Raw genomic sequence first — 19,619 nt, forward strand, 5'->3', positions numbered from 1 at the left:
CAAATCCTCCTATCATTTTCTAAATAAAAAAAGCTTCCGTCCTTTAAACCCGATATGTATCGGATGTAAAGGACGAAAGCTTGTTTCGTGGTACCACCTTTGTTTGCTACTTTATTGCTAAAGTAACCTCAAACAGTACGCCATCATGTTTTAGGAGTACTTGAAAAAGTGACACACATTATCGTAAAATATCAGATATATCTGTAATAAAAAAACTCATTTAACTTTTAATGATAAATGAGTATTAACGATAATTTAGTGACGTCGGTGATTCCAGTACGCCATTAAACAATAAATGTTAATACTGTATCGCTATAACGGGCGAACCCGTTGATACCTCATATTGGCATCAACACTCAAAGGCCATTTTCAAACTTTCTTTCAATGTCTCTTCTCAGCTTACAAGACTCTCTGTATCTGCAGTGTAAGTTTTACTTTCCTTATTACCGTGTGTAATTTGTGTTTTTTTAAGTTAATTCATAGCTTACAGACATAAATTACATTTGTCAACAACTTTTCTGAAAATTATGATTAAATAATAAATTCAGAAAGCGGTTGAATGATTGATATATATACTTTCTACCTAGTAAAATTTTTCTTAAAAAAGTTTATAAGACTTGTAGATATAACACGCTTTTTTTAAAATTAAGTAATGACTTTAAAGATAAGGGAGGACTATGAGTGGACCATATTGAAGATCAACGTATTCAATTAAATAATGATGAACACGTACAACATATTAAAATTTCAAGTATTAAAGTTAATCCCTATCAACCTAGAAAAACATTTGATGAGGAGAAACTTCAAGATTTAGCAGATTCTATAACAACTCATGGTATACTTCAACCTATTGTTTTAAGAAAAACGATCAATGGATATTATATCGTTGTAGGAGAACGACGTTTTCGAGCTTCTAAATTAGCTGGGTTAGAGGAAGTTCCTGCAATTGTAAAATCCCTTTCTGATTCTGACATGATGGAATTAGCCATTATAGAAAACTTACAAAGAGAAGATTTGAATGCAATTGAAGAAGCTGAAAGTTATCAACGATTAATGAACGATCTTGGTCTGACACAACAAAAAGTTGCTGAAAGGTTAGGAAAATCACGTCCTTACATTGCTAATATGCTAAGATTACTAAATTTACCCTCTGATATTGCTAAGCTTGTAAGAGAGCATCGCATGTCAGGTGCCCATGGACGTACTTTACTTGCATTAAAAGATGTAAATACGATGAAACGTATAGGTAAACAAGCAATCAAAGAGGGGTGGAGTGTACGTTATTTAGAGAAAGTTGTTTCTGAAATTCAAGACGGTGGGCAGTCTAAAAAAGAAAAATTAAATACTCCAAGTAAACCCAAATTCATACAGAAACAAGAACGTGCGCTTAAGGAAAAATTTGGAACTCATATAGATATATCTGTATCTAAAAATGTTGGGAAAATTGTGTTTGAGTTTAAATCCGAGGCTGAGTTTAGACGTATTATAGATAAACTTAATAAATAGTATCCTATTAATAAAATAAAAAAGAAAATGATAAATCAAAAGACTGATACAATTTTAGAAGAATTTTTGTATAATAAATAAATTGGAATACAAATTTAATGTGGACTAAATGGAAAAGGAGGGGGCTATATGAATCAGTTGAAGAACGTGTTAACATCGCTATTTCAACCATTAACAGAACCCGAAGTATATACAAATTTAGCAACTAAATTAGCAATGGTTATTATTTATATTTTAGTAGGCTTAATTGTAATTGGAATTATTAATAAAGCGATAGAAGAAGCATTTAAATTTCAAAATAAAAGTAATAGAGGAAATAAAAAACGCTCTAAAACGCTCGTGTCCCTTATCAAAAATGTTGTAAGATACATTGTGTGGTTTATCGTGCTCACAACAGTATTAAGTAAATTTGGAATTAGCGTAAACGGAATTATCGCCAGCGCCGGTGTTGTAGGTATCGCTGTTGGTTTTGGAGCCCAGACTATAGTCAAAGATATTATTACTGGATTTTTCATTATTTTTGAAAATCAGTTTGATGTAGGTGATTATGTTAAAATTAATAGCGGTGGTACTACAGTTGCTGAAGGAACAGTAAAATCTATAGGATTGAGATCAACGCGTATTAATACCATCACTGGGGAGTTAACTATTTTACCAAATGGTAGTATGGGTGAGATTACTAACTATTCTATTACTAATGGTACGTCAATTGTAGAAATTCCAGTCTCAGTTGATGAAAATTTAGATAAAGTTGAAAAGAAATTAAATAAATTATTTACAGCAATGCGTAGTAAATACTACTTATTCATTACTGATCCAGTTGTTTTAGGAATTGATGGGTTAGATGAAACAAAAGTTATCATAAGAATATCAGCAGAAACTATTCCTGGAGAAGGTGCTTCAGGTTCTAGAATTTTACGCAAAGAAATTCAAAAAATGTTTGTACAAGAAGGTATTAAATTGCCACAACCCATGTACGTAAGAAATACCGATAAACAAGACGCTTAATAAATGTTGGGGGTAATGTTGTGACACCAAAATATGGTATAAATGATATAGTAGAAATGAAAAAACAACATGCTTGTGGAACAAATCGATTTAAAATTATTCGCATGGGTGCAGATATACGAATTAAATGTGAAAATTGTCAAAGAAGTATTATGATTCCACGACAAGTGTTTGATAAAAAAATAAAAAAAATATTAGTATCTCATCAAGATACAGAAAGTTAGGAGAATGATTCATGGCTTTAACAGCAGGTATCGTAGGTTTGCCTAATGTTGGTAAATCTACTCTATTTAATGCAATTACAAAAGCAGGTGCGCTCGCTGCGAACTATCCCTTCGCTACGATTGACCCGAATGTCGGGATTGTAGAAGTACCAGATACACGTTTGAATAAATTAACAGAAATGGTAGAACCTAAGAAAACGATTCCTACCACTTTCGAATTCACAGATATTGCAGGTATTGTTAAAGGTGCTTCAAAAGGTGAAGGTTTAGGAAATAAATTCTTATCACATATTCGTGAAGTAGACGCTATTTGTCAGGTAGTACGTGCTTTCGATGATGAAAATGTGACACACGTCGCTGGCCGTGTAAATCCATTAGATGATATTGAAGTCATTAATATGGAACTTGTTTTAGCTGATTTAGAATCAGTAGAGAAACGTTTGCCTCGAATTGAAAAAATGGCACGTCAAAAAGATAAAACAGCCGAAATGGAGTTCCGCATTTTATCTAGAATAAAAGAAGCGTTAGAAGAAGGAAATCCAGTTCGTAGTTTAGATTTTAACGAAGAAGATCAAAAATATGTAAATCAAGCTCAATTATTAACATCTAAAAAAATGTTATATATTGCAAACGTTGGCGAAGATGAAATTGGTGACGATGAAAATGATAAAGTGAAAACCATTCGTGAGTACGCAGCAAAAGAAGATTCTGAAGTTATCGTCATTAGCGCAAAAATCGAGGAAGAAATTGCAACACTTGATGATGAAGATAAAGAAATGTTTTTAGAAGACTTAGGTATTGAAGAACCAGGCCTCGATCGTCTTATCAGAACAACATATGATTTGTTAGGATTATCTACTTACTTTACAGCAGGTGTTCAAGAAGTACGTGCTTGGACATTTAGACAAGGGATGACGGCACCACAATGTGCAGGTATCATTCATACAGACTTCGAACGTGGTTTCATTCGTGCCGAAGTAACAAGTTATGACGACTATGTTGAGCATGGTGGTGAGCAAGGTGCGAAAGAAGCAGGTAAACAACGTTTAGAAGGTAAAGATTATATTATGCAAGACGGAGATATTGTTCACTTCCGATTTAATGTATAGGAATATAAAAAAGCGCGACATCTATTTATTATAGACGTCGCGCTTTAGTTATATCATTATGGTTATATCTTAAAAAAACGGTATAACTTTACTTGCTTTAACAATATCTTTGGTGCTAAAAAACTGTTTACCTTCTCCAGTATAAGCTGGCTCAAGAATCATATTGGCTTTTGCACAGTATAGCCACTCTGGAGTGATACCGCAATTTAAGATTTCTTGAAACTCTTGAAAATCTTTATTCCAATCTAAATCTAATTGCATAGTTACACCTCAAGGACATTATAGAATATCAGTTCTCTTTTGAAAAGATATGTTTAAAGTTTGAATATAAATTTATAGGCCAATACGATAAATCTTATCCACTTTCAGACAAAATATTTCAAATAATATTTATTGTAAAAAGTAATCACCTATGCTATAATTCTTGATTGTGAGTAATGAAAATTATTCCTTGCCTATGGATAGGATTCGATAGGCCGCATAGACCACAAGGAGGTGCAATTATAAAATGAGAACATATGAAATTATGTATGTCGTACGTCCTAACATTGAAGAAGATGCTAAAAAAGCAGTTGTTGAACGCTTTAACGGTATCTTAGCTTCAGAAGGATCAGAAGTTTTAGAAGAAAAAGACTGGGGTAAACGCCGTCTTGCTTACGAAATTGAAGATTTCAAAGAAGGCTTCTACTTCATCGTACGCATTAAAACAGATAATAACAAAGCTACAGACGAATTCCAACGTTTAGCTAAAATCAATGACGATATTATCCGTTATATCGTTATCCGTGAAGACCAAGATAAGTAATAATTAAATGGGGGCGTTGAAATGATAAATCGAGTTGTATTAGTAGGTCGTTTAACTAAGGATCCAGAATACAGAAGTACTCCCTCAGGCGTAAGTGTAGCGACATTTACTCTAGCAGTTAATCGTACTTTCACGAATGCTCAAGGGGAACGCGAAGCTGACTTTATTAACGTTGTTGTATTTAGAAGACAAGCAGAAAACGTAAATAACTATCTTTCAAAAGGTAGTTTAGCTGGCGTTGATGGTCGCATACAATCACGCAGTTATGAAAATCAAGAAGGTCGTCGTATATTTGTCACTGAAGTTGTAGCGGATAGTGTTCAATTCCTTGAACCTAAAAATGCACAAGGTGGACAACGTCATCAAGGAAATAATGATTTCCAAGATTATGGCCAAGGATTTGGTGGTTCACAATCAGGACAAAATACATCTTATAATAATAACAATCGTGCATCAAACAATAATCAATCAGATAACCCATTTGCAAATGCGAATGGTCCAATTGATATTAGTGATGATGACTTACCATTCTAACGAAAGAATGAGATTAAAAATATAAAAGGAGGTAATTAACCATGGCAGGTGGACCAAGAAGAGGCGGACGTCGTCGTAAAAAAGTATGCTATTTCACAGCAAATGGTATTACACATATTGATTATAAAGACACTGAATTATTAAAACGTTTTATCTCAGAACGCGGTAAAATTTTACCACGTCGTGTAACTGGTACTTCAGCTAAATATCAACGTATGTTGACTACAGCTATTAAACGTGCTCGTCATATGGCTTTATTACCATATGTTAAAGACGAAAACTAATATATAATTAGGGTTAAACCCCGTAAGCTCAAGGCTTGCGGGGTTATTTTTATGTCGAGTAATAAAAAATGAGCAGATTATACATATTAAGTTGATTTTAAAATGTATTGGGTAATATCTTTAAGGGATGCAATATAAAATGTTATCATTAAAAGAGATATACATAAGGAGTTTTGATGATAATGAGAGGAAAATATTTATTAGCAGGTATTGTTGCATCTACTTTACTTTTGGGTGCTTGTGATTTAAATATTCATTTACCAGGCGGAAATAATGATAGTTCAGAGGATAAACAAAAAACTGAGAAGAGTGATAATAATAACAAAACGCCTAATAGTTCAAATAAAAATAATAATACTAATAATGAGAAGAATATAGATTCATCAGATACACAACAAAATGATAATGATGAAAATACTAATTATAATCAAACTGAAGATATTCAACCAAATGATAATAATAGTATTCAGTCATCCGAACAGAATACTCAAAACCAATCTGAAAACGGAATCAATGGAAATAATGAAACGACTACAAATGAAAGTCATTCAACTAGTGACAATCAATCAAACGATTCTTCGAATAAAGAACTTACACCTCAGCAAGCAGAGGATGTTGTCTATGATTGGTATAAAAATCAAGGATTTGGACATCGTTTAAGAAATGAATTTAATTACAATCCTAGTAAAAGTACTGACGATATGTATTATATAGATTATGCAGCAAGTGACGCTTATGGTACTGGTACACCTTATGTAGCTATTGTAGATAAACATACAGGTAGTATTGTTGATAATTATAATAATATGACAGATGAAGAAAAAGCTAAAAGAAAACAAATGAATGAAAGTAAATTAGAACAAAGTAACCGACAACGAAATAATGATGTACAAAATAATGAAACAAAGAATAATAATGAAACGCAACATACATCATCTAATGAAGAAAATCAAAATAGCGCGCAATCTGAAACTCAAAATGATGTCCAGACATCGAATCAATCCGAGAACAATCATTCAACTTCAACAGACGCTTCTACACAAACTAAAGAAGAACCCACAACTTCTCAAATGGATCGTAATGAACAAGCACAACCAAATCATCAAAGTACAAATACCGAAGAATAAAAACAAAGGAACAAGACATTATATTCAACATGAATATGTTTTGTTCCTTTAAAGTTGTTTATAGTCGAATATCAACATCATCAAATTGTTGTTGATATTCTTTATATTTACTTTCAACTAGAACTTGATAAGATGTATTGAAATAATCTGCCAGAATCATTGCATCTTTGAACTTTGGTTCATGTTGATGATTTTCCCATTCGTATAATTGATGTGGTTCGTAATGTGTGCCATACTTTTTGTTTAGGATTTCAGTTAATTCATTAATTTCAAGATGTCTTTTTTTTCTTAAGTTATACAGTGCATGTGAACTCATAATACATAACCTCCTAAGTATCAATTTTGTATATAAACAAAATTTTATTATATGAAAATTTATTAAGTCTTTTATATATTTTATTATAATATGCTTGTTCATAATGTTTAGCAAGTATTTTATATAAAAATAGTTGCTATTTTTAGGAGCCTTATATTTTTAATCATTAATTGAATAAATACTAATAAAATATGTGGGTGTTATTATTTAGTTGTTTTTGTTATAAAAAATAAATTATTTTAATAATGATGTTTATAAAATTGAAATAGGTGGTATGAATAAGAAGTAAATAAAATAAAACTATAAGGAGTAATCTAACTATGGGCTTTATTATTATGATAATAGTTGGTGGATTAATCGGTTGGATTGCTGGCATGATCATGGGTAAAGATATCCCTGGTGGTATCTTAGGTAATATCATTGCTGGTTTAATCGGTTCATTCATCGGAAGTAAATTGTTAGGTACTTGGGGTCCTGTTTGGGGCGGAGTACCAATCTTCCCAGCATTAATCGGTGCAATTATTCTTATTTTTATTGTTTCTTTAATTTTAAAAGCAATCAAAAAATAAGTATAGTATTTAAAGAGGACTACGTTATGTAGTGCTCTTTTTTTATTTATTAAACTAAAAAAAGAGGATGACGTCGGGTTAAGACGTCATCCAGGAGTATTATGTTCATGAATATAAAAGACTTGTAGTTATTAAATAACTACAAGTTAATAGTATCATGCAATATAAATATTGACAATCATAAAAACTTATATTATTTAAAAATATATAATTTGTATTATTAGTAGACTTCATTCAATTATTATTTAATATAATAAATTGAAATAGGAGGTAAAACATGAATTTATATCTTATTCGACATGGTGAATCACAGTCTAATTACGATAATAAGTACAATCGAGCATATTATTGTGGTCAGTTAGACGTTCCTTTAACTGAAAGGGGCATTGAAAGTGCAAAAAACTTAAAGACGTATTTTTATAATATAAAAATTGATGATGTGTATGTATCTGATTTAACAAGAACAAAAGAAACATATCAATATATCTTCCCTTACGATATCCCAACTACAGTTACCTCATTATTACGTGAACGTTCATTGGGTCTATTTGAAGGTCAATTTAAGGATAAACTTATGAAAAATAATAAGTATCATCGCTATTTTCATGATTCAAATTATAAAGATTTTCGACATAGCTTTATTCAAAAAGCGCCTGAGGGGGAAAGTTATAATGATGTTTATCATAGAGTGAAACAGTTTTTCGAAACGATCCATATTCAAGATAATCACACGATAGTCATTATTGCACATCAAGTTGTGATACGTTGTATTATGGTTTACTTTGGCTATATAAATAAAGAAGAAGCATTAACTAAAGTAATTGAAAATTGTAAGCCATATCTTATTGAGTTATAAAAAAATCTGAGACATCATTCATCGTCTCAGATTTTTTATATATTAGACGTCACCATTAATGGATTGAATAACATATTCAAACGGATACTACCTATTCTATTTATCAAAAACGTCTGTTTTGATATCTTTCTTATTTAAGAAAGATTTGATTTTATTTTGTTGGTTTCCATTTACATCTCCAGCATAATGAGTAGGAACATCTACAACGTTAATTGTATTTTGAGGTTGGTAATTCAGTTGTTCGATACTTTCATCAACATTTGCAATTGTACTATTCAAAGCATGAAAGTATTTAATAATACGATTTACATGATCTTTATAGCCGTCTGGCAATGTGTTATTTTCAACATATTTTTTAAAGTGTAAGTCATTTTTAACAGCAATATTAGATAAATTACTAAGTTTTGTAGCTTGTTTATCAGTGATTTTTGTTTGTCCTGAACTTTGACGGTCGATTTGACTTTGCATTATATATTTATTATCTAAAATATCACTATTAACATCTAGATATTTTTTGATTGCTTGGTTCATTTCATCTTCAGTAAGCTTTTGATGTGATTTATTTGATGTAAAAATATCATTTTCAGTTAAGTTTTTAGCATGTTTCGGTGCATTAACACCGTTACTTTGATTATGATTGTCTTCATTATTATCATTATTAGGTGCACAAGCACTTAATATTAATAACAATGCTAAAAAACTACTAATAATCATACTCTTTTTCATAGATTTCAATAATCTCCTTTATTAGTAAACGTTTCTATTTAAGCATAATAATAGAGTATCATTTATAGAAACAGAATTGAATGTTTAAGACCTAAAATTAATATAAATCTATGAACAAATTGTGGCAATATCAGTAAAAAAATAAATTAAAAAAGCAGAGCCATTAATAAAATGACTCTGCTTAAAATGAAGATATTTGATAGGTTAAGTTCTAAGTCTTACTTTCATGTAGAAAGTTAAACTGTAAATTAATTTCTAATAATATAATCAAATGCACTCAATGCTGCGTTAGCACCTGAACCCATTGATATAATGATTTGTTTATATTTTTGGTCAGTAACGTCACCAGCAGCAAAAATACCAGGAACGTTTGTGTTATTTTCACGATCCACAACGACTTCTCCACGGTTATTTAACTCTACTGCGTCACCAATCCATTTTGTATTTGGCACAAGGCCAATTTGTACAAAGATACCATCTAAGCTTAATTCTTTCATTTCACCAGATGACATATCTTCATAGCTTAAACCAGTAACATGATCTTCACCTAGAACTTCAGCAGTTCTAGCATTTGTGTGAATATCAACATTAGGGAAAGAACGTAAACGTTCTTGTAACACTGTATCCGCTTTTAGTTCTGGAGCGAATTCAAATAGTGTCACATGTTTAACTATTCCTGCTAAATCGATAGCTGCTTCAACACCAGAGTTACCACCACCGATAACTGCAACGTTTTTATTTTCAAATAAAGGTCCGTCACAGTGAGGGCAGAAAGCAACACCTTTATTGATTAAGCGATCTTCACCAGGAATGTTTAATTTACGCCAGCTTGCACCAGTCGAAATAATAGCAGTTTTACTTTCAAGAACTGCATCATTTTCTAAAGTTACTCGGATAGCTTTATCAGTTTTTTCAATTTTAGTTGCACGAATACCAGTCATAGCATCAATATCATACTCTTCGATATGTGCAGCTAAATTAGAAGAGAATTCTGATCCAGTGGTTTGTTTAACAGTAATAAAGTTTTCAATACCAGCTGTATCGTTAACTTGACCACCAATTCTATCTGCAACAATACCAGTGCGTAAACCTTTACGCGCAGTATAAATTGCAGCACTACCACTTGCTGGCCCACCACCGATGATTAATACATCGTATGGATCTTTATCTTCGTATTCTGAAGCATCTTGTGTACTGCCAAGTTTAGATAAAATATCAGAAATTGTCATACGACCATTACCGAATTCTTCACCATCTAAAAATACAGCAGGGACTGCCATGATATCCTTAGATTCTTCACGGAATACAGCACCATCAATCATTGTATGAGTGATATTTGGATTAATTACACTCATTAAGTTTAATGCTTGAACTACATCTGGACATTTTTGACAAGTTAAACTTACATAAGTTTCAAAATTGTAGTTACCTTCAAGACCTTTAATTTGATCAATGATTGATTGTTTTTCTTTAGGCGCACGACCACTTACTTGTAAAATGGCAAGCACAAGTGAATTAAACTCATGACCTAAAGGAATACCAGCAAATGTGATACCAGTATCTTCTTCAGGTTTACTTACTTGAAAACTTGGTGTGCGTTTTAATTCTTTTTCAACGATTGTAATATAATCTGTCATCTCAGCGATTTCATCTAATAAATCTTTTAATTCTTTAGATTTATCATCAGAGCCGATACTTGCTCTAAATTCTACATCGCCTTCCATAAGTTGTAATAATTGTTGTAATTGTTGTTTTAAATCAGCATTAAGCATACTTAAATGCCTCCTTAAATTTTACCTACTAAGTCTAATCCTGGTTGTAATGATTCAGAACCTTCTTCCCATTTTGCTGGGCAAACTTCACCTGGATGTTGACGTACGTATTGTGCGGCTTTGATTTTATTTACTAATGTACTTGCATCACGGCCAATACCATCTGCATTAATTTCTGCTGCTTGAACTACACCATCAGGGTCAACGATAAATGTACCACGTTGTGCCAAACCTGCTTCTTCATCTAATACATCGAAGTTACGAGTGATGATTTGAGAAGGGTCACCAATCATAGTGTATTGGATTTTGCTGATTGCGTCTGAATGATCGTGCCAAGCTTTGTGTACGAAATGAGTATCAGTTGAAACTGAGAATACATTAACACCTAAATCTTGTAATTGGCTATATTGGTTTTGTAAATCTTCTAATTCAGTTGGACATACGAAAGAGAAGTCAGCTGGATAGAAGCAAACAACGCTCCAAGAACCTTTTAAATCATCTTGGCTTACTTCTTTGAATTCATCATTTTTAGGATCATATGCTTGAGCTGTGAAAGGTAAGATTTCTTTATTAATTAAAGACATAACTTAAATTCCTCCTGATTTATCGAATATTAATTAGAACTACATAATAATTATTGCTTATTTATAATAATTCTAATCTCTTGATTAATATTATTACATGTAGATTTTATTTCGTCAACATAATATACTTAAAAGTAAGAAAAACATTATAAAGCACTGATATAATAAGGTTTATATAAAAAATATTAACTTTTTTAAGATATTGTGAGGTTTATTTTTCCTAATTAAAAAATGTAAATTGTAAATACAAATACATCTTTTCGCTTAAATCTATTCTCAACTAAAGGAAAGTATTTGATAATGGAAATCAAAAATAATAGATGAAAACTCTCTTCAAGTTACGCTATGAAACATATAAATCTGAAGAGAGTATCAAGTATTTTCAATATTATTTTATTAAAATCAGTCTTTGACTTCTACTTTTACGCTTCCTACTTTCTCGTATTCAGCAATATAAATACCTTTTTCTAAATGTAGTGGTGAAATAAATGTACCTGAAGAAATAAATTGACCTTTTTCTAAACGTTTTCCATGTGAATGTAATTTTTTATTTAACCATTTTATAGATTCAATAGGATTTCCTAGTACGTCACTAGAATGTCCTGTTTCAATTTCTTGATCGTTTTTAAATAACTTTAAGTTAATATCAGCAAACGATTTGTAATCAAGAGGTGTTACTCTTTTTCCAACCACAATTAAACCTGTTGCAGTATTATCTGAAATTAAATCTGATAAAGCAAAGTTAGGGAACCAATCTTTATAACGTGCGTCAGGAATTTCAATACCTGGAGCTACTTTTACACTTTCTAAGATGGTTTGAACATCTGCATTCTCTGGTAAATCTGCAGTTAATTCAAAGATAAGTTCAGGTTCAAGTAATGGATCAAATAATGTTGATAATGAGATAGAGTTACCACCTTCGACTACTTGAGTAGATAAAATAGTACCGTACGCAGGCTCATTTGTATTGGCAATGGCTTGAGTGGCGGCACTTGTCATACTTACTTTGTAACCTTTAATTTCTGATTTTTGCTTATTTTTTAATTGATTAATGAGATCATCTTGTGTGTGATAGGCTTCTAACTCATTTAGTTCAAAAGAGGAACTGATAAAATCAATCGGTTTTTTTGATGTAAAAGCTTGATATAAGGCTGTTGAAACTTCTTTGTTAGCGTGAGTCATAGTATCTCTCCTTTGATATCTGAAAATTGTCATTATTATGATAACTTTAATTAGTTTAGCATGCAAATCTTAATTTAAAATAAAGGGCAATTTAGAAGAAAAATAAAATATAAATTGTTAACATATATTCAGTAATTAAAAAAGGAGTGGACTTAATGTCAGATTATGTTTACGAATTAGCTAAAAAACATCATTCAGTTCGAAAATTTAAAGATCAACCTTTAAGTGAAGACGTTGTTAGAAAGTTAGTTGAAGCTGGGCAAAGTGCTTCAACATCTAGTTATTTACAAACGTATTCAATTATTGGAGTAGAAGACCCAGAAATTAAAGCAGAACTCAAAGAAGTATCAGGACAACATTATGTGGTAGATAATGGCTATTTATTCGTATTTGTTTTAGATTATTATCGTCATAGTCTTATTAATGAAGATGTAGAACAACAAATGGAGACGTCATTTGAGTCAGCTGAGGGCTTATTAGTTGGTGCCATTGATGTTGCATTAGTATCAGAAAATATTGCTTTAGCAGCTGAAGATATGGGCTATGGCATTGTATACTTAGGTTCGCTTCGCAATGATGTCGGACGTGTACGTGAGATTTTAGACTTACCTGAATATGCCTTCCCTCTATTTGGTATGGCTATAGGGGAGCCAGCTGAGGATGAAAATGGATCACCAAAACCACGTTTACCTTTTGGACATGTCTTCCATAAAAATGTCTATAATAGTAATAAAGCACAACAAAAAGAAACATTAAACGCTTATGATCAAATGGTTAGTAAATACTATCAAGACCGTACAAATGGTGTGAGAAATGAAACCTGGTCTCAACAAGTTGCTGGATTTTTAAGTGGAAAAGCACGATTGGATATGTTAGAGCAATTAAATAAATCTGGATTAATGAAAAGATAAAATAAAACCGAAAAAAGAGAGGCAGAATTTGTTCGAAATTCTGCCTCTCTTGTTATTTATGATTCTGTGGATAATTCTCCATAATGATTAGAATTAAATTTTTCTTTATCTAAGTTACCTGTTAAATGTGCTGTACCAGTACCTGCTAATATAGAATCATTGACATTTAGAGCAGTACGACCCATATCAATAATTGGTTCGATAGAAATTAATACACCCGCTAATGCAACTGGTAAGTTTAAAGTTGATAATACAAGAATTGAAGCGAAAGTTGCACCGCCACCAACGCCAGCTACACCAAATGAACTAATAACTACAACAGCAATTAGTGTAAGAATGAATGGTATATCTATGTCAACATGAGCAACAGGAGCAACCATAATAGCAAGCATTGCTGGATAAATACCAGCACATCCATTTTGGCCAATAGACAAGCCGAATGAAGCTGAGAAGTTTGCAATACCTTCAGGTACTCCTAAACGTTGCGTTTGAGTTTGCACATTTAAAGGAAGCGCTCCTGCACTTGAACGTGATGTAAATGCAAAAATCAGTACTTCAAGTGTTTTTTTGACATAACGAATAGGGTTGATTCCCATAATCGCTAAAATAATTAAATGAATAACATACATTGTAAGTAAAGCTGCATAAGATGCAATCATGAATTTACCTAATGTCCAAATTGCTGCAAAATCACTTGTAGCAATTGTAGAAGCCATAATTGCGATAATTCCATAAGGAGTTAATCTTAAAACAAAGGTAACAATTGACATGATGAGAGCATAAACAGCATCAATACCACGTTTTAATAAGCTACCATTATCAGGTTGTTTACGTGCAACACGTAAGTATGCAAATCCTACAAAAATGGCAAATATTACTACTGCAATAGTTGAAGTTGTTCTCTGACCAGTAAAATCTAAGAACGGATTGCTTGGTAATAATTCAAGAATTTGTTGTGGTAGTGTATTCGCTGTAAGTTGCTTCGCCTCACTACTAATTTCATTTCCTCGTGCATGTTCTGCACTACCTAAATCGATACTTGAAGCATCAAGGCCAAATACAATGGCATAAAAAATACCTACAACGGCTGCAATAGCGACAGTACCAATTAAAAACATAAAAATATAAGAACCTATCTTAGCAAATTTATCGCCAATTTGTATCTTACTAAATGCTGAAACAATAGAAATAAAAATAAGAGGCATAACAATCATTTGTAATAATGTCACATAGCCATCTCCAACGATGCTAAACCAATCAGTTGTAGTTTCAAGCACTTTAGAATTAACACCATAAATAAGGTGTAAAATAATACCATATACAATTCCTAATCCTAGAGCGGTAAAGACTCGTTTAGGGAATGATACATGTTTTTTAGCCATAATGAATAAGCCGATAATGAAAATCAACATTATGACAATATTAATAATTGAAAATAATGTTCCCATATAATGATTCTCCTTTTATTAGTTAAATCCGACACATTTCATAAGAATAGTATTAAATATATAATAATTCAATACTTTAAATAACATAAATTACTAAATATTTTTACAAATTAATTATAAATAGACACTAAATGAGTATTAAAACAAAAAAACAGGATCGAAATCTTTTTAATTTCAATCCTGTTTTAGTAAATAGCACTATATACAATTGTTACATTAAAGATTAAATAGTCTAGCTAAGAATCCTTTTTTCTCATTTGAAGATGAAACATAAGTTTGATGTTCTTTTAAATTATCAATCGCTTGTTGATTGTTATCATTAATTTCTTTAACTAAGTTATTTTTAGTATAATCAGATTGTTCTTTTTGAGCAGTTTGAAGGGCTTGTTGTGATGTTTGGATGGCAGCTAATGACTCATTATTTGCTTTCAATTTTTCAGTAATTTGACTTTGTAATTCTTTAAGTTCATTTTGCTGTTGATGAACTTGAGTAATCATCTGACCTAACATTTGACGTTCTTCACGCATTTTTTGTATTTCCGTACGTAAGTCTTCTACCAATTGTGTGACGCCTTGATCAGCTGGTAACTGTTGTTGGTCTTCTTTAACGATAACTTGTAAAAAATCTTTTTCTTTTTCTAATTCTTCGAAAGCTAAATCATAGCTATTTGTTTGTTTTACCTTTTCTGCAATATCTTGGAAAAGTTCAATATCTTCTTCTTTAAAGTCTGTAGCCTCACGACCACGATATTCAGTCTTACTAAGTTGATATCCTCGTTCTTCTAAATGTTGGACGATTTTGCGGACTTGTTTTTCACTTAGTTTGACACGTTGAGCGAATTCTTTAGTTAACATAATTTGAAGTCCTTTCGTATCTATAGAATATTGTTCATTTACACTGACGTTTGTCTTCGGTTAGTGACACGTCAGTCTAACCTCGCATATTAGTTTAACCTTTTATATCGCGCTTTTCAAGTGTTCTATCAAGGTAAACGTAAATTCATCTTTTCTAAAAGGGGGTATATAATATCTCTAGAAATTCCATTCGCAAATACATATTTGAGAATATAATTAGATTTCACACTAGCAGGATAGATGTCTTTTGTAAGTTCAATGTTAGATTTAATAAATAAGTCAGTACGTATAGGTGTTTCTTCAAACGTATAGTTAGGATGCAAATAATCAATGTCATATTGTTGTTCAAAGTCATTTTCTAATAAGGTATGATGACGTCGTTTAATTAATTGATTATCTAATATACTATTATCAAGTTTCGGGACTTCAATCATTAAAAAGTTAATATCTCTAGCATGTACTTTATTAGATAATATATTTAGGTGAGTTTCAACTTCATTTAAAGTTTGAGATATGATTTCATCATAGTTTGAATCAACTACAGCTAATAAGTGGACTAAAAAGGCTGAATTTGTTGTTGCCTCGTAGTGCGCTGTAGCCAAACTGATTATATTTTCTTTCTCAATACCAACAATCAAAACATAATCATTTTCTGTTTTATTATTCTGTAAGGACCGTTTTGTGATAATGCTGTCTTCAAAAAAATCAACATCTAATTGTTTATTATAAAACTCGACGGCTTTTTGATAATAAGCGTCTTCTAAAGAATGAATAGTGTGAAATTTCATAGCGATCTCCCCGCATCATATTTTTTTAAGTATAGCACATTTGTAAAGTAGCACATCATAATACAAAATATATTAAAAAACTTCTTTCAAAGTTATAAATGATTCACACTTTACTTTGAAAGAAGCATATATTAATTTTTGACTGTTAATTTGTAAGAAATTATATTCATTTAACAATCGACATGAATAAATACAATGAATGGTTAAACTTATTTTTAAGATTTTGGACCCTTAGACTCATTAGCGTAATGAGTGATATCAACTTCTTCATAAGCTGCGTTGTTTTTTTCAACTTCATTATGTGAAGAAGCGTCTTTTCTAGCGATTACTAAAAATTTGCCATCAAGCATATCTTTTTTATATTGTTCTGCTTGGTTATCAGATAGTTTGAAATTATTCAATACAGCTTCTTCACCATCTTCACCGGTTAATAAGCGTGACATGCGATCACTGAATGAACCACTTGTTGCTATAAGTGTTACTTGAGAATTATGTAAATCATCTAAATGTAATTTAGATTTACTGATAACAAATATCTCATTTTCTGAATATCCTTCTGCTTTTTTCTTTTCAATCACATTGTAAATTTGATTTTCATTATCTATAACTGTAATATCTGGCATATTCATCGTCCTCCATCATTTCATGCTACTTTTAAATATTTATACCCTAATGAATAGATATAAAACGTTTCTATATAATTATATAATTAAACATATGTGTTTTACAAATACAGTTTTTTTATATGATATTAAACGCTTACATTTATAAGTAGTGTGATTACAAGGATAAACTCTCCATCAGTTATTGAAAATAAGCTTAAAATTTGCTATTATCATTAAATAATTTATATTGCTCATATAATCTGAAGAATATGGCTTTAGAAGTTTCTACCGTGTTGCCATAAACAACGCGACTATGAGTTCAAGTACAAAGGTAAGGAAGTTAATGAGAAGTTTGAGGATTGGCTAAGATGTCTTATACTATATTATCATTTGTATAATGTAAAGTAGTGTTTATCATCTATAAATCTAAATTATTTACTTCTAAGTTACAAATGAATGTGTATCGTACTTGTTCACTTATAGATCCTGAAACTAGATAAAAGTTTCGGGTTTTTTTATATAAAGTTTAGGAGGTTTTGAAGTGGAAGCGCTCGAACAAAAAGTCAAGGAAGATGGCGTAGTCATTGATGAAAAAATATTAAAAGTTGATGGATTTTTAAATCATCAAATTGATGCCAAATTAATGTATGAAGTGGGTCAAACATTTTATAAACAATTTAAGGATAAAGGGATTACGAAAATTTTAACTATTGAGGCTTCCGGTATTGCTCCTGCAATCATGGCTGCATTACATTTCGATGTGCCATGCTTATTTGCAAAAAAAGCAAAGCCAAGTACTTTAAAAGATGGATTTTACAGTACTGATATCCATTCATTTACTAAAAATAAAACAAGTACAGTGATTGTATCAGAAGAATTTTTAGGGTCTGAAGATAAAGTATTAATTATTGATGATTTCTTAGCAAATGGTGATGCTTCACTTGGATTGTACGACATTGCACAACAAGCTAAAGCAGAAACAGTAGGCATAGGAATTGTTGTAGAAAAAAGTTTCCAAGATGGACGACAAAGATTGGAAGAGGCTGGTTTAACTGTTTCTTCATTATGTAAAGTTGCTTCCTTAACAGGGAATAAAGTGACTTTACTAGGTGAAGATGAATGAAAAATTTAATTTTAAGTGTACAACATTTATTAGCAATGTATGCAGGTGCTATTTTAGTACCTATCATTGTAGGAACAAGTTTAAAATTCTCACCTGAAGAGATTGCTTATTTAATTACAGTAGATATTTTTATGTGTGGAGTAGCTACATTTTTACAAGCAAATAAGATTACTGGTACAGGGCTACCTATTGTTTTAGGATGTACATTTACTGCTGTAGCACCTATGATTTTAATTGGACAGACTAAAGGTTTAGACGTGTTATATGGATCATTGTTCCTATCAGGTATCTTAGTTGTGATCATTGCTCCATTCTTTTCTTATTTAGTTAAATTTTTCCCACCTGTTGTTACAGGTAGTGTAGTTACAATTATCGGAATTAACTTAATGCCCGTTGCTATGAATTATCTTGCTGGTGGTCAAGGCGCTAAAGATTATGGTAACCCTAAAAATCTAATTTTAGGTGGAGTGACACTTATTGTTATCTTACTATTACAACGATTTACAACGGGATTCTTAAAATCTATTGCAATTTTGATTGGTTTAGTTATAGGCACTATATTGGCTAGTATCTTTGGATTAGTTAATATTAGCCAAGTTGGTGACGCACATTGGCTCGGTATTCCACGACCATTCCGTTTCTCAGGATTTGGCTTTGATTTCGGTGCAACATTAGTGTTTACAATTGTAGCAATTGTAAGTCTGATTGAATCAACTGGTGTATATCATGCATTAAGTGAAATCACTGGTCGTAAGCTAGAACGTAAAGATTTTCGTAAAGGTTACACTGCGGAAGGTCTAGCCATCATTTTAGGATCAATCTTTAATTCTTTCCCTTATACAGCTTATTCGCAAAATGTAGGACTTGTTTCACTTTCTGGAGCTAAGAAAAATAAAGTCATATACGGAATGGTAGTCTTACTTTTAATAAGTGGTTGTATACCTAAACTAGGTGCTCTGGCTAATATTATTCCTTTACCTGTATTAGGCGGTGCAATGATTGCTATGTTTGGTATGGTAATGGCTTATGGGGTAAGTATTTTAGGAAATATTGATTTCAAAAATCAAAATAATTTATTAATTATTGCTGTATCAGTCGGACTTGGTACAGGAATTAGTGCTGTACCTCAAGCATTTAAAGCTTTAGGAGAACAGTTCGCTTGGTTAACTCAAAATGGTATTGTTTTAGGAGCAATCTCTGCTATTATTCTTAATTTCTTTTTTAACGGTATAAAGTATAAACAAAACGACGAAAATGTGAAATAATAAGATTAACTATATAAAAAAT

At 31.4% G+C, this 19,619-nt stretch carries 22 protein-coding genes, 1 pseudogene, 1 riboswitch and 1 other annotated feature; of the genes and pseudogenes, 13 read left to right on the forward strand and 10 right to left on the reverse strand.

Going from position 1 to position 19,619, the window contains the following annotated elements; translation table 11 throughout:
* Window positions 1-65: 65 nt before the first annotated feature.
* Window positions 66-456: a binding site (T-box leader), on the reverse strand.
* 225 nt (window positions 457-681) lie between these two features.
* From HMPREF3131_RS06880 to ychF, 4 genes are all read left to right on the forward strand, one after another.
* Window positions 682-1,506, forward strand: a complete 825-nt coding sequence (locus HMPREF3131_RS06880) for a ParB/RepB/Spo0J family partition protein (RefSeq protein WP_017175669.1) — start codon at window positions 682-684, stop codon at window positions 1,504-1,506.
* Between the two features lie 129 nt (window positions 1,507-1,635).
* Window positions 1,636-2,514 (forward strand): mechanosensitive ion channel family protein, encoded by an 879-nt coding sequence (locus tag HMPREF3131_RS06885; RefSeq protein WP_017175670.1) that lies wholly within the window; start codon window positions 1,636-1,638, stop codon window positions 2,512-2,514.
* Between the two features lie 20 nt (window positions 2,515-2,534).
* On the forward strand, window positions 2,535-2,738 hold the full coding sequence (locus HMPREF3131_RS06890) for a DUF951 domain-containing protein (RefSeq protein WP_002448008.1): 204 nt from the start codon (window positions 2,535-2,537) through the stop codon (window positions 2,736-2,738).
* Window positions 2,739-2,749: 11 nt separating this feature from the next.
* Entirely contained in the window at window positions 2,750-3,847 is a 1,098-nt protein-coding gene (gene ychF / locus HMPREF3131_RS06895; RefSeq protein ID WP_019834710.1) for a redox-regulated ATPase YchF, read from the forward strand.
* Between the two features lie 69 nt (window positions 3,848-3,916).
* On the opposite strand, the gene HMPREF3131_RS06900 is transcribed toward ychF, so the two are convergent.
* Complete coding sequence (locus HMPREF3131_RS06900; RefSeq protein WP_017175672.1) at window positions 3,917-4,108, reverse strand: hypothetical protein; 192 nt, start codon at window positions 4,106-4,108, stop codon at window positions 3,917-3,919.
* Window positions 4,109-4,355: 247 nt separating this feature from the next.
* Between HMPREF3131_RS06900 and rpsF the strand changes: the two genes are divergently transcribed.
* From rpsF to HMPREF3131_RS06920, 4 genes are all read left to right on the forward strand, one after another.
* On the forward strand, window positions 4,356-4,652 hold the full coding sequence (gene rpsF, locus HMPREF3131_RS06905) for a 30S ribosomal protein S6 (protein ID WP_017175673.1): 297 nt from the start codon (window positions 4,356-4,358) through the stop codon (window positions 4,650-4,652).
* Between the two features lie 21 nt (window positions 4,653-4,673).
* The gene (gene ssb / locus HMPREF3131_RS06910) at window positions 4,674-5,186 is read left to right on the forward strand and encodes a single-stranded DNA-binding protein (RefSeq protein ID WP_017175674.1); all 513 of its coding nucleotides are present in this window, start codon (window positions 4,674-4,676) and stop codon (window positions 5,184-5,186) included.
* A gap of 41 nt (window positions 5,187-5,227) precedes the next feature.
* The gene (gene rpsR, locus HMPREF3131_RS06915) at window positions 5,228-5,470 is read left to right on the forward strand and encodes a 30S ribosomal protein S18 (protein ID WP_002447994.1); all 243 of its coding nucleotides are present in this window, start codon (window positions 5,228-5,230) and stop codon (window positions 5,468-5,470) included.
* Between the two features lie 182 nt (window positions 5,471-5,652).
* The gene (locus tag HMPREF3131_RS06920) at window positions 5,653-6,597 is read left to right on the forward strand and encodes a hypothetical protein (RefSeq protein WP_017175675.1); all 945 of its coding nucleotides are present in this window, start codon (window positions 5,653-5,655) and stop codon (window positions 6,595-6,597) included.
* Between the two features lie 58 nt (window positions 6,598-6,655).
* Here HMPREF3131_RS06920 and HMPREF3131_RS06925 read toward each other — a convergent pair whose 3' ends face one another.
* Complete coding sequence (locus tag HMPREF3131_RS06925; protein ID WP_017175676.1) at window positions 6,656-6,913, reverse strand: helix-turn-helix domain-containing protein; 258 nt, start codon at window positions 6,911-6,913, stop codon at window positions 6,656-6,658.
* A gap of 320 nt (window positions 6,914-7,233) precedes the next feature.
* Here HMPREF3131_RS06925 and HMPREF3131_RS06930 point away from each other — a divergent pair, with 320 nt between their 5' ends.
* Window positions 7,234-7,482 (forward strand): GlsB/YeaQ/YmgE family stress response membrane protein, encoded by a 249-nt coding sequence (locus tag HMPREF3131_RS06930; RefSeq protein WP_002447983.1) that lies wholly within the window; start codon window positions 7,234-7,236, stop codon window positions 7,480-7,482.
* A gap of 277 nt (window positions 7,483-7,759) precedes the next feature.
* Window positions 7,760-8,338, forward strand: a complete 579-nt coding sequence (locus tag HMPREF3131_RS06935) for a histidine phosphatase family protein (RefSeq protein ID WP_017175677.1) — start codon at window positions 7,760-7,762, stop codon at window positions 8,336-8,338.
* Between the two features lie 96 nt (window positions 8,339-8,434).
* Here HMPREF3131_RS06935 and HMPREF3131_RS06940 read toward each other — a convergent pair whose 3' ends face one another.
* From HMPREF3131_RS06940 to HMPREF3131_RS06955, 4 genes are all read right to left on the reverse strand, one after another.
* The gene (locus HMPREF3131_RS06940; protein ID WP_017175678.1) at window positions 8,435-9,064 is read right to left on the reverse strand and encodes an NDxxF motif lipoprotein; all 630 of its coding nucleotides are present in this window, start codon (window positions 9,062-9,064) and stop codon (window positions 8,435-8,437) included.
* Window positions 9,065-9,312: 248 nt separating this feature from the next.
* The gene (gene ahpF / locus HMPREF3131_RS06945) at window positions 9,313-10,836 is read right to left on the reverse strand and encodes an alkyl hydroperoxide reductase subunit F (RefSeq protein WP_017175679.1); all 1,524 of its coding nucleotides are present in this window, start codon (window positions 10,834-10,836) and stop codon (window positions 9,313-9,315) included.
* Window positions 10,837-10,850: 14 nt separating this feature from the next.
* Window positions 10,851-11,420 (reverse strand): alkyl hydroperoxide reductase subunit C, encoded by a 570-nt coding sequence (ahpC, locus tag HMPREF3131_RS06950; protein WP_002447989.1) that lies wholly within the window; start codon window positions 11,418-11,420, stop codon window positions 10,851-10,853.
* Between the two features lie 402 nt (window positions 11,421-11,822).
* Window positions 11,823-12,602 carry a 2-keto-4-pentenoate hydratase gene (locus tag HMPREF3131_RS06955; RefSeq protein WP_017175680.1) on the reverse strand — a complete coding sequence of 260 codons (780 nt, stop codon included), beginning with the start codon at window positions 12,600-12,602 and terminating at the stop codon, window positions 11,823-11,825.
* Between the two features lie 155 nt (window positions 12,603-12,757).
* On the opposite strand from HMPREF3131_RS06955, the gene HMPREF3131_RS06960 reads away from it, so the two are divergent.
* The gene (locus HMPREF3131_RS06960; RefSeq protein ID WP_017175681.1) at window positions 12,758-13,513 is read left to right on the forward strand and encodes an NADPH-dependent oxidoreductase; all 756 of its coding nucleotides are present in this window, start codon (window positions 12,758-12,760) and stop codon (window positions 13,511-13,513) included.
* Window positions 13,514-13,569: 56 nt separating this feature from the next.
* Here the strand turns inward: HMPREF3131_RS06960 and HMPREF3131_RS06965 are convergent, their stop codons facing one another.
* From HMPREF3131_RS06965 to HMPREF3131_RS06980, 4 genes and pseudogenes are all read right to left on the reverse strand, one after another.
* Entirely contained in the window at window positions 13,570-14,961 is a 1,392-nt protein-coding gene (locus HMPREF3131_RS06965) for an L-cystine transporter (RefSeq protein WP_017175682.1), read from the reverse strand.
* 356 nt (window positions 14,962-15,317) lie between these two features.
* A pseudogene (locus HMPREF3131_RS06970) lies at window positions 15,318-15,816 on the reverse strand (DNA-binding protein); the annotation flags it as partial.
* A gap of 128 nt (window positions 15,817-15,944) precedes the next feature.
* Complete coding sequence (locus tag HMPREF3131_RS06975) at window positions 15,945-16,604, reverse strand: hypothetical protein (protein ID WP_037541624.1); 660 nt, start codon at window positions 16,602-16,604, stop codon at window positions 15,945-15,947.
* Between the two features lie 215 nt (window positions 16,605-16,819).
* Complete coding sequence (locus HMPREF3131_RS06980; RefSeq protein ID WP_017175179.1) at window positions 16,820-17,227, reverse strand: YflT domain-containing protein; 408 nt, start codon at window positions 17,225-17,227, stop codon at window positions 16,820-16,822.
* A gap of 213 nt (window positions 17,228-17,440) precedes the next feature.
* Window positions 17,441-17,543: riboswitch (purine riboswitch) on the forward strand.
* Window positions 17,544-17,750: 207 nt separating this feature from the next.
* Here HMPREF3131_RS06980 and xpt point away from each other — a divergent pair.
* Both xpt and pbuX read left to right on the forward strand, forming a co-directional pair.
* Complete coding sequence (gene xpt, locus HMPREF3131_RS06985) at window positions 17,751-18,332, forward strand: xanthine phosphoribosyltransferase (protein WP_017175180.1); 582 nt, start codon at window positions 17,751-17,753, stop codon at window positions 18,330-18,332.
* Entirely contained in the window at window positions 18,329-19,597 is a 1,269-nt protein-coding gene (gene pbuX, locus HMPREF3131_RS06990; protein ID WP_017175181.1) for a xanthine permease PbuX, read from the forward strand. The genes xpt and pbuX overlap by 4 nt, the downstream gene beginning before the upstream one ends.
* Window positions 19,598-19,619: the final 22 nt, after the last annotated feature.

Source organism: Staphylococcus sp. HMSC14C01, from assembly GCF_001808085.1.
Lineage (GTDB): Bacteria > Bacillota > Bacilli > Staphylococcales > Staphylococcaceae > Staphylococcus > Staphylococcus hominis.

Excerpts from the sequence above, each read along its gene's own strand:
- HMPREF3131_RS06885 (WP_017175670.1), top strand. The coding sequence starts at position 1,636 with ATGAATCAGTTGAAGAACGTGTTAACATCGCTATTTCAACCATTAACA.
- ychF (WP_019834710.1), top strand. The coding sequence starts at position 2,750 with ATGGCTTTAACAGCAGGTATCGTAGGTTTGCCTAATGTTGGTAAATCT.
- HMPREF3131_RS06900 (WP_017175672.1), bottom strand. The coding sequence starts at position 4,108 with ATGCAATTAGATTTAGATTGGAATAAAGATTTTCAAGAGTTTCAAGAA.
- rpsF (WP_017175673.1), top strand. The coding sequence starts at position 4,356 with ATGAGAACATATGAAATTATGTATGTCGTACGTCCTAACATTGAAGAA.
- ssb (WP_017175674.1), top strand. The coding sequence starts at position 4,674 with ATGATAAATCGAGTTGTATTAGTAGGTCGTTTAACTAAGGATCCAGAA.
- rpsR (WP_002447994.1), top strand. The coding sequence starts at position 5,228 with ATGGCAGGTGGACCAAGAAGAGGCGGACGTCGTCGTAAAAAAGTATGC.
- HMPREF3131_RS06920 (WP_017175675.1), top strand. The coding sequence starts at position 5,653 with ATGAGAGGAAAATATTTATTAGCAGGTATTGTTGCATCTACTTTACTT.
- HMPREF3131_RS06925 (WP_017175676.1), bottom strand. The coding sequence starts at position 6,913 with ATGAGTTCACATGCACTGTATAACTTAAGAAAAAAAAGACATCTTGAA.
- HMPREF3131_RS06930 (WP_002447983.1), top strand. The coding sequence starts at position 7,234 with ATGGGCTTTATTATTATGATAATAGTTGGTGGATTAATCGGTTGGATT.
- HMPREF3131_RS06935 (WP_017175677.1), top strand. The coding sequence starts at position 7,760 with ATGAATTTATATCTTATTCGACATGGTGAATCACAGTCTAATTACGAT.
- HMPREF3131_RS06940 (WP_017175678.1), bottom strand. The coding sequence starts at position 9,064 with ATGAAAAAGAGTATGATTATTAGTAGTTTTTTAGCATTGTTATTAATA.
- ahpF (WP_017175679.1), bottom strand. The coding sequence starts at position 10,836 with ATGCTTAATGCTGATTTAAAACAACAATTACAACAATTATTACAACTT.
- ahpC (WP_002447989.1), bottom strand. The coding sequence starts at position 11,420 with ATGTCTTTAATTAATAAAGAAATCTTACCTTTCACAGCTCAAGCATAT.
- HMPREF3131_RS06955 (WP_017175680.1), bottom strand. The coding sequence starts at position 12,602 with ATGACTCACGCTAACAAAGAAGTTTCAACAGCCTTATATCAAGCTTTT.
- HMPREF3131_RS06960 (WP_017175681.1), top strand. The coding sequence starts at position 12,758 with ATGTCAGATTATGTTTACGAATTAGCTAAAAAACATCATTCAGTTCGA.
- HMPREF3131_RS06965 (WP_017175682.1), bottom strand. The coding sequence starts at position 14,961 with ATGGGAACATTATTTTCAATTATTAATATTGTCATAATGTTGATTTTC.
- HMPREF3131_RS06975 (WP_037541624.1), bottom strand. The coding sequence starts at position 16,604 with ATGAAATTTCACACTATTCATTCTTTAGAAGACGCTTATTATCAAAAA.
- HMPREF3131_RS06980 (WP_017175179.1), bottom strand. The coding sequence starts at position 17,227 with ATGCCAGATATTACAGTTATAGATAATGAAAATCAAATTTACAATGTG.
- pbuX (WP_017175181.1), top strand. The coding sequence starts at position 18,329 with ATGAAAAATTTAATTTTAAGTGTACAACATTTATTAGCAATGTATGCA.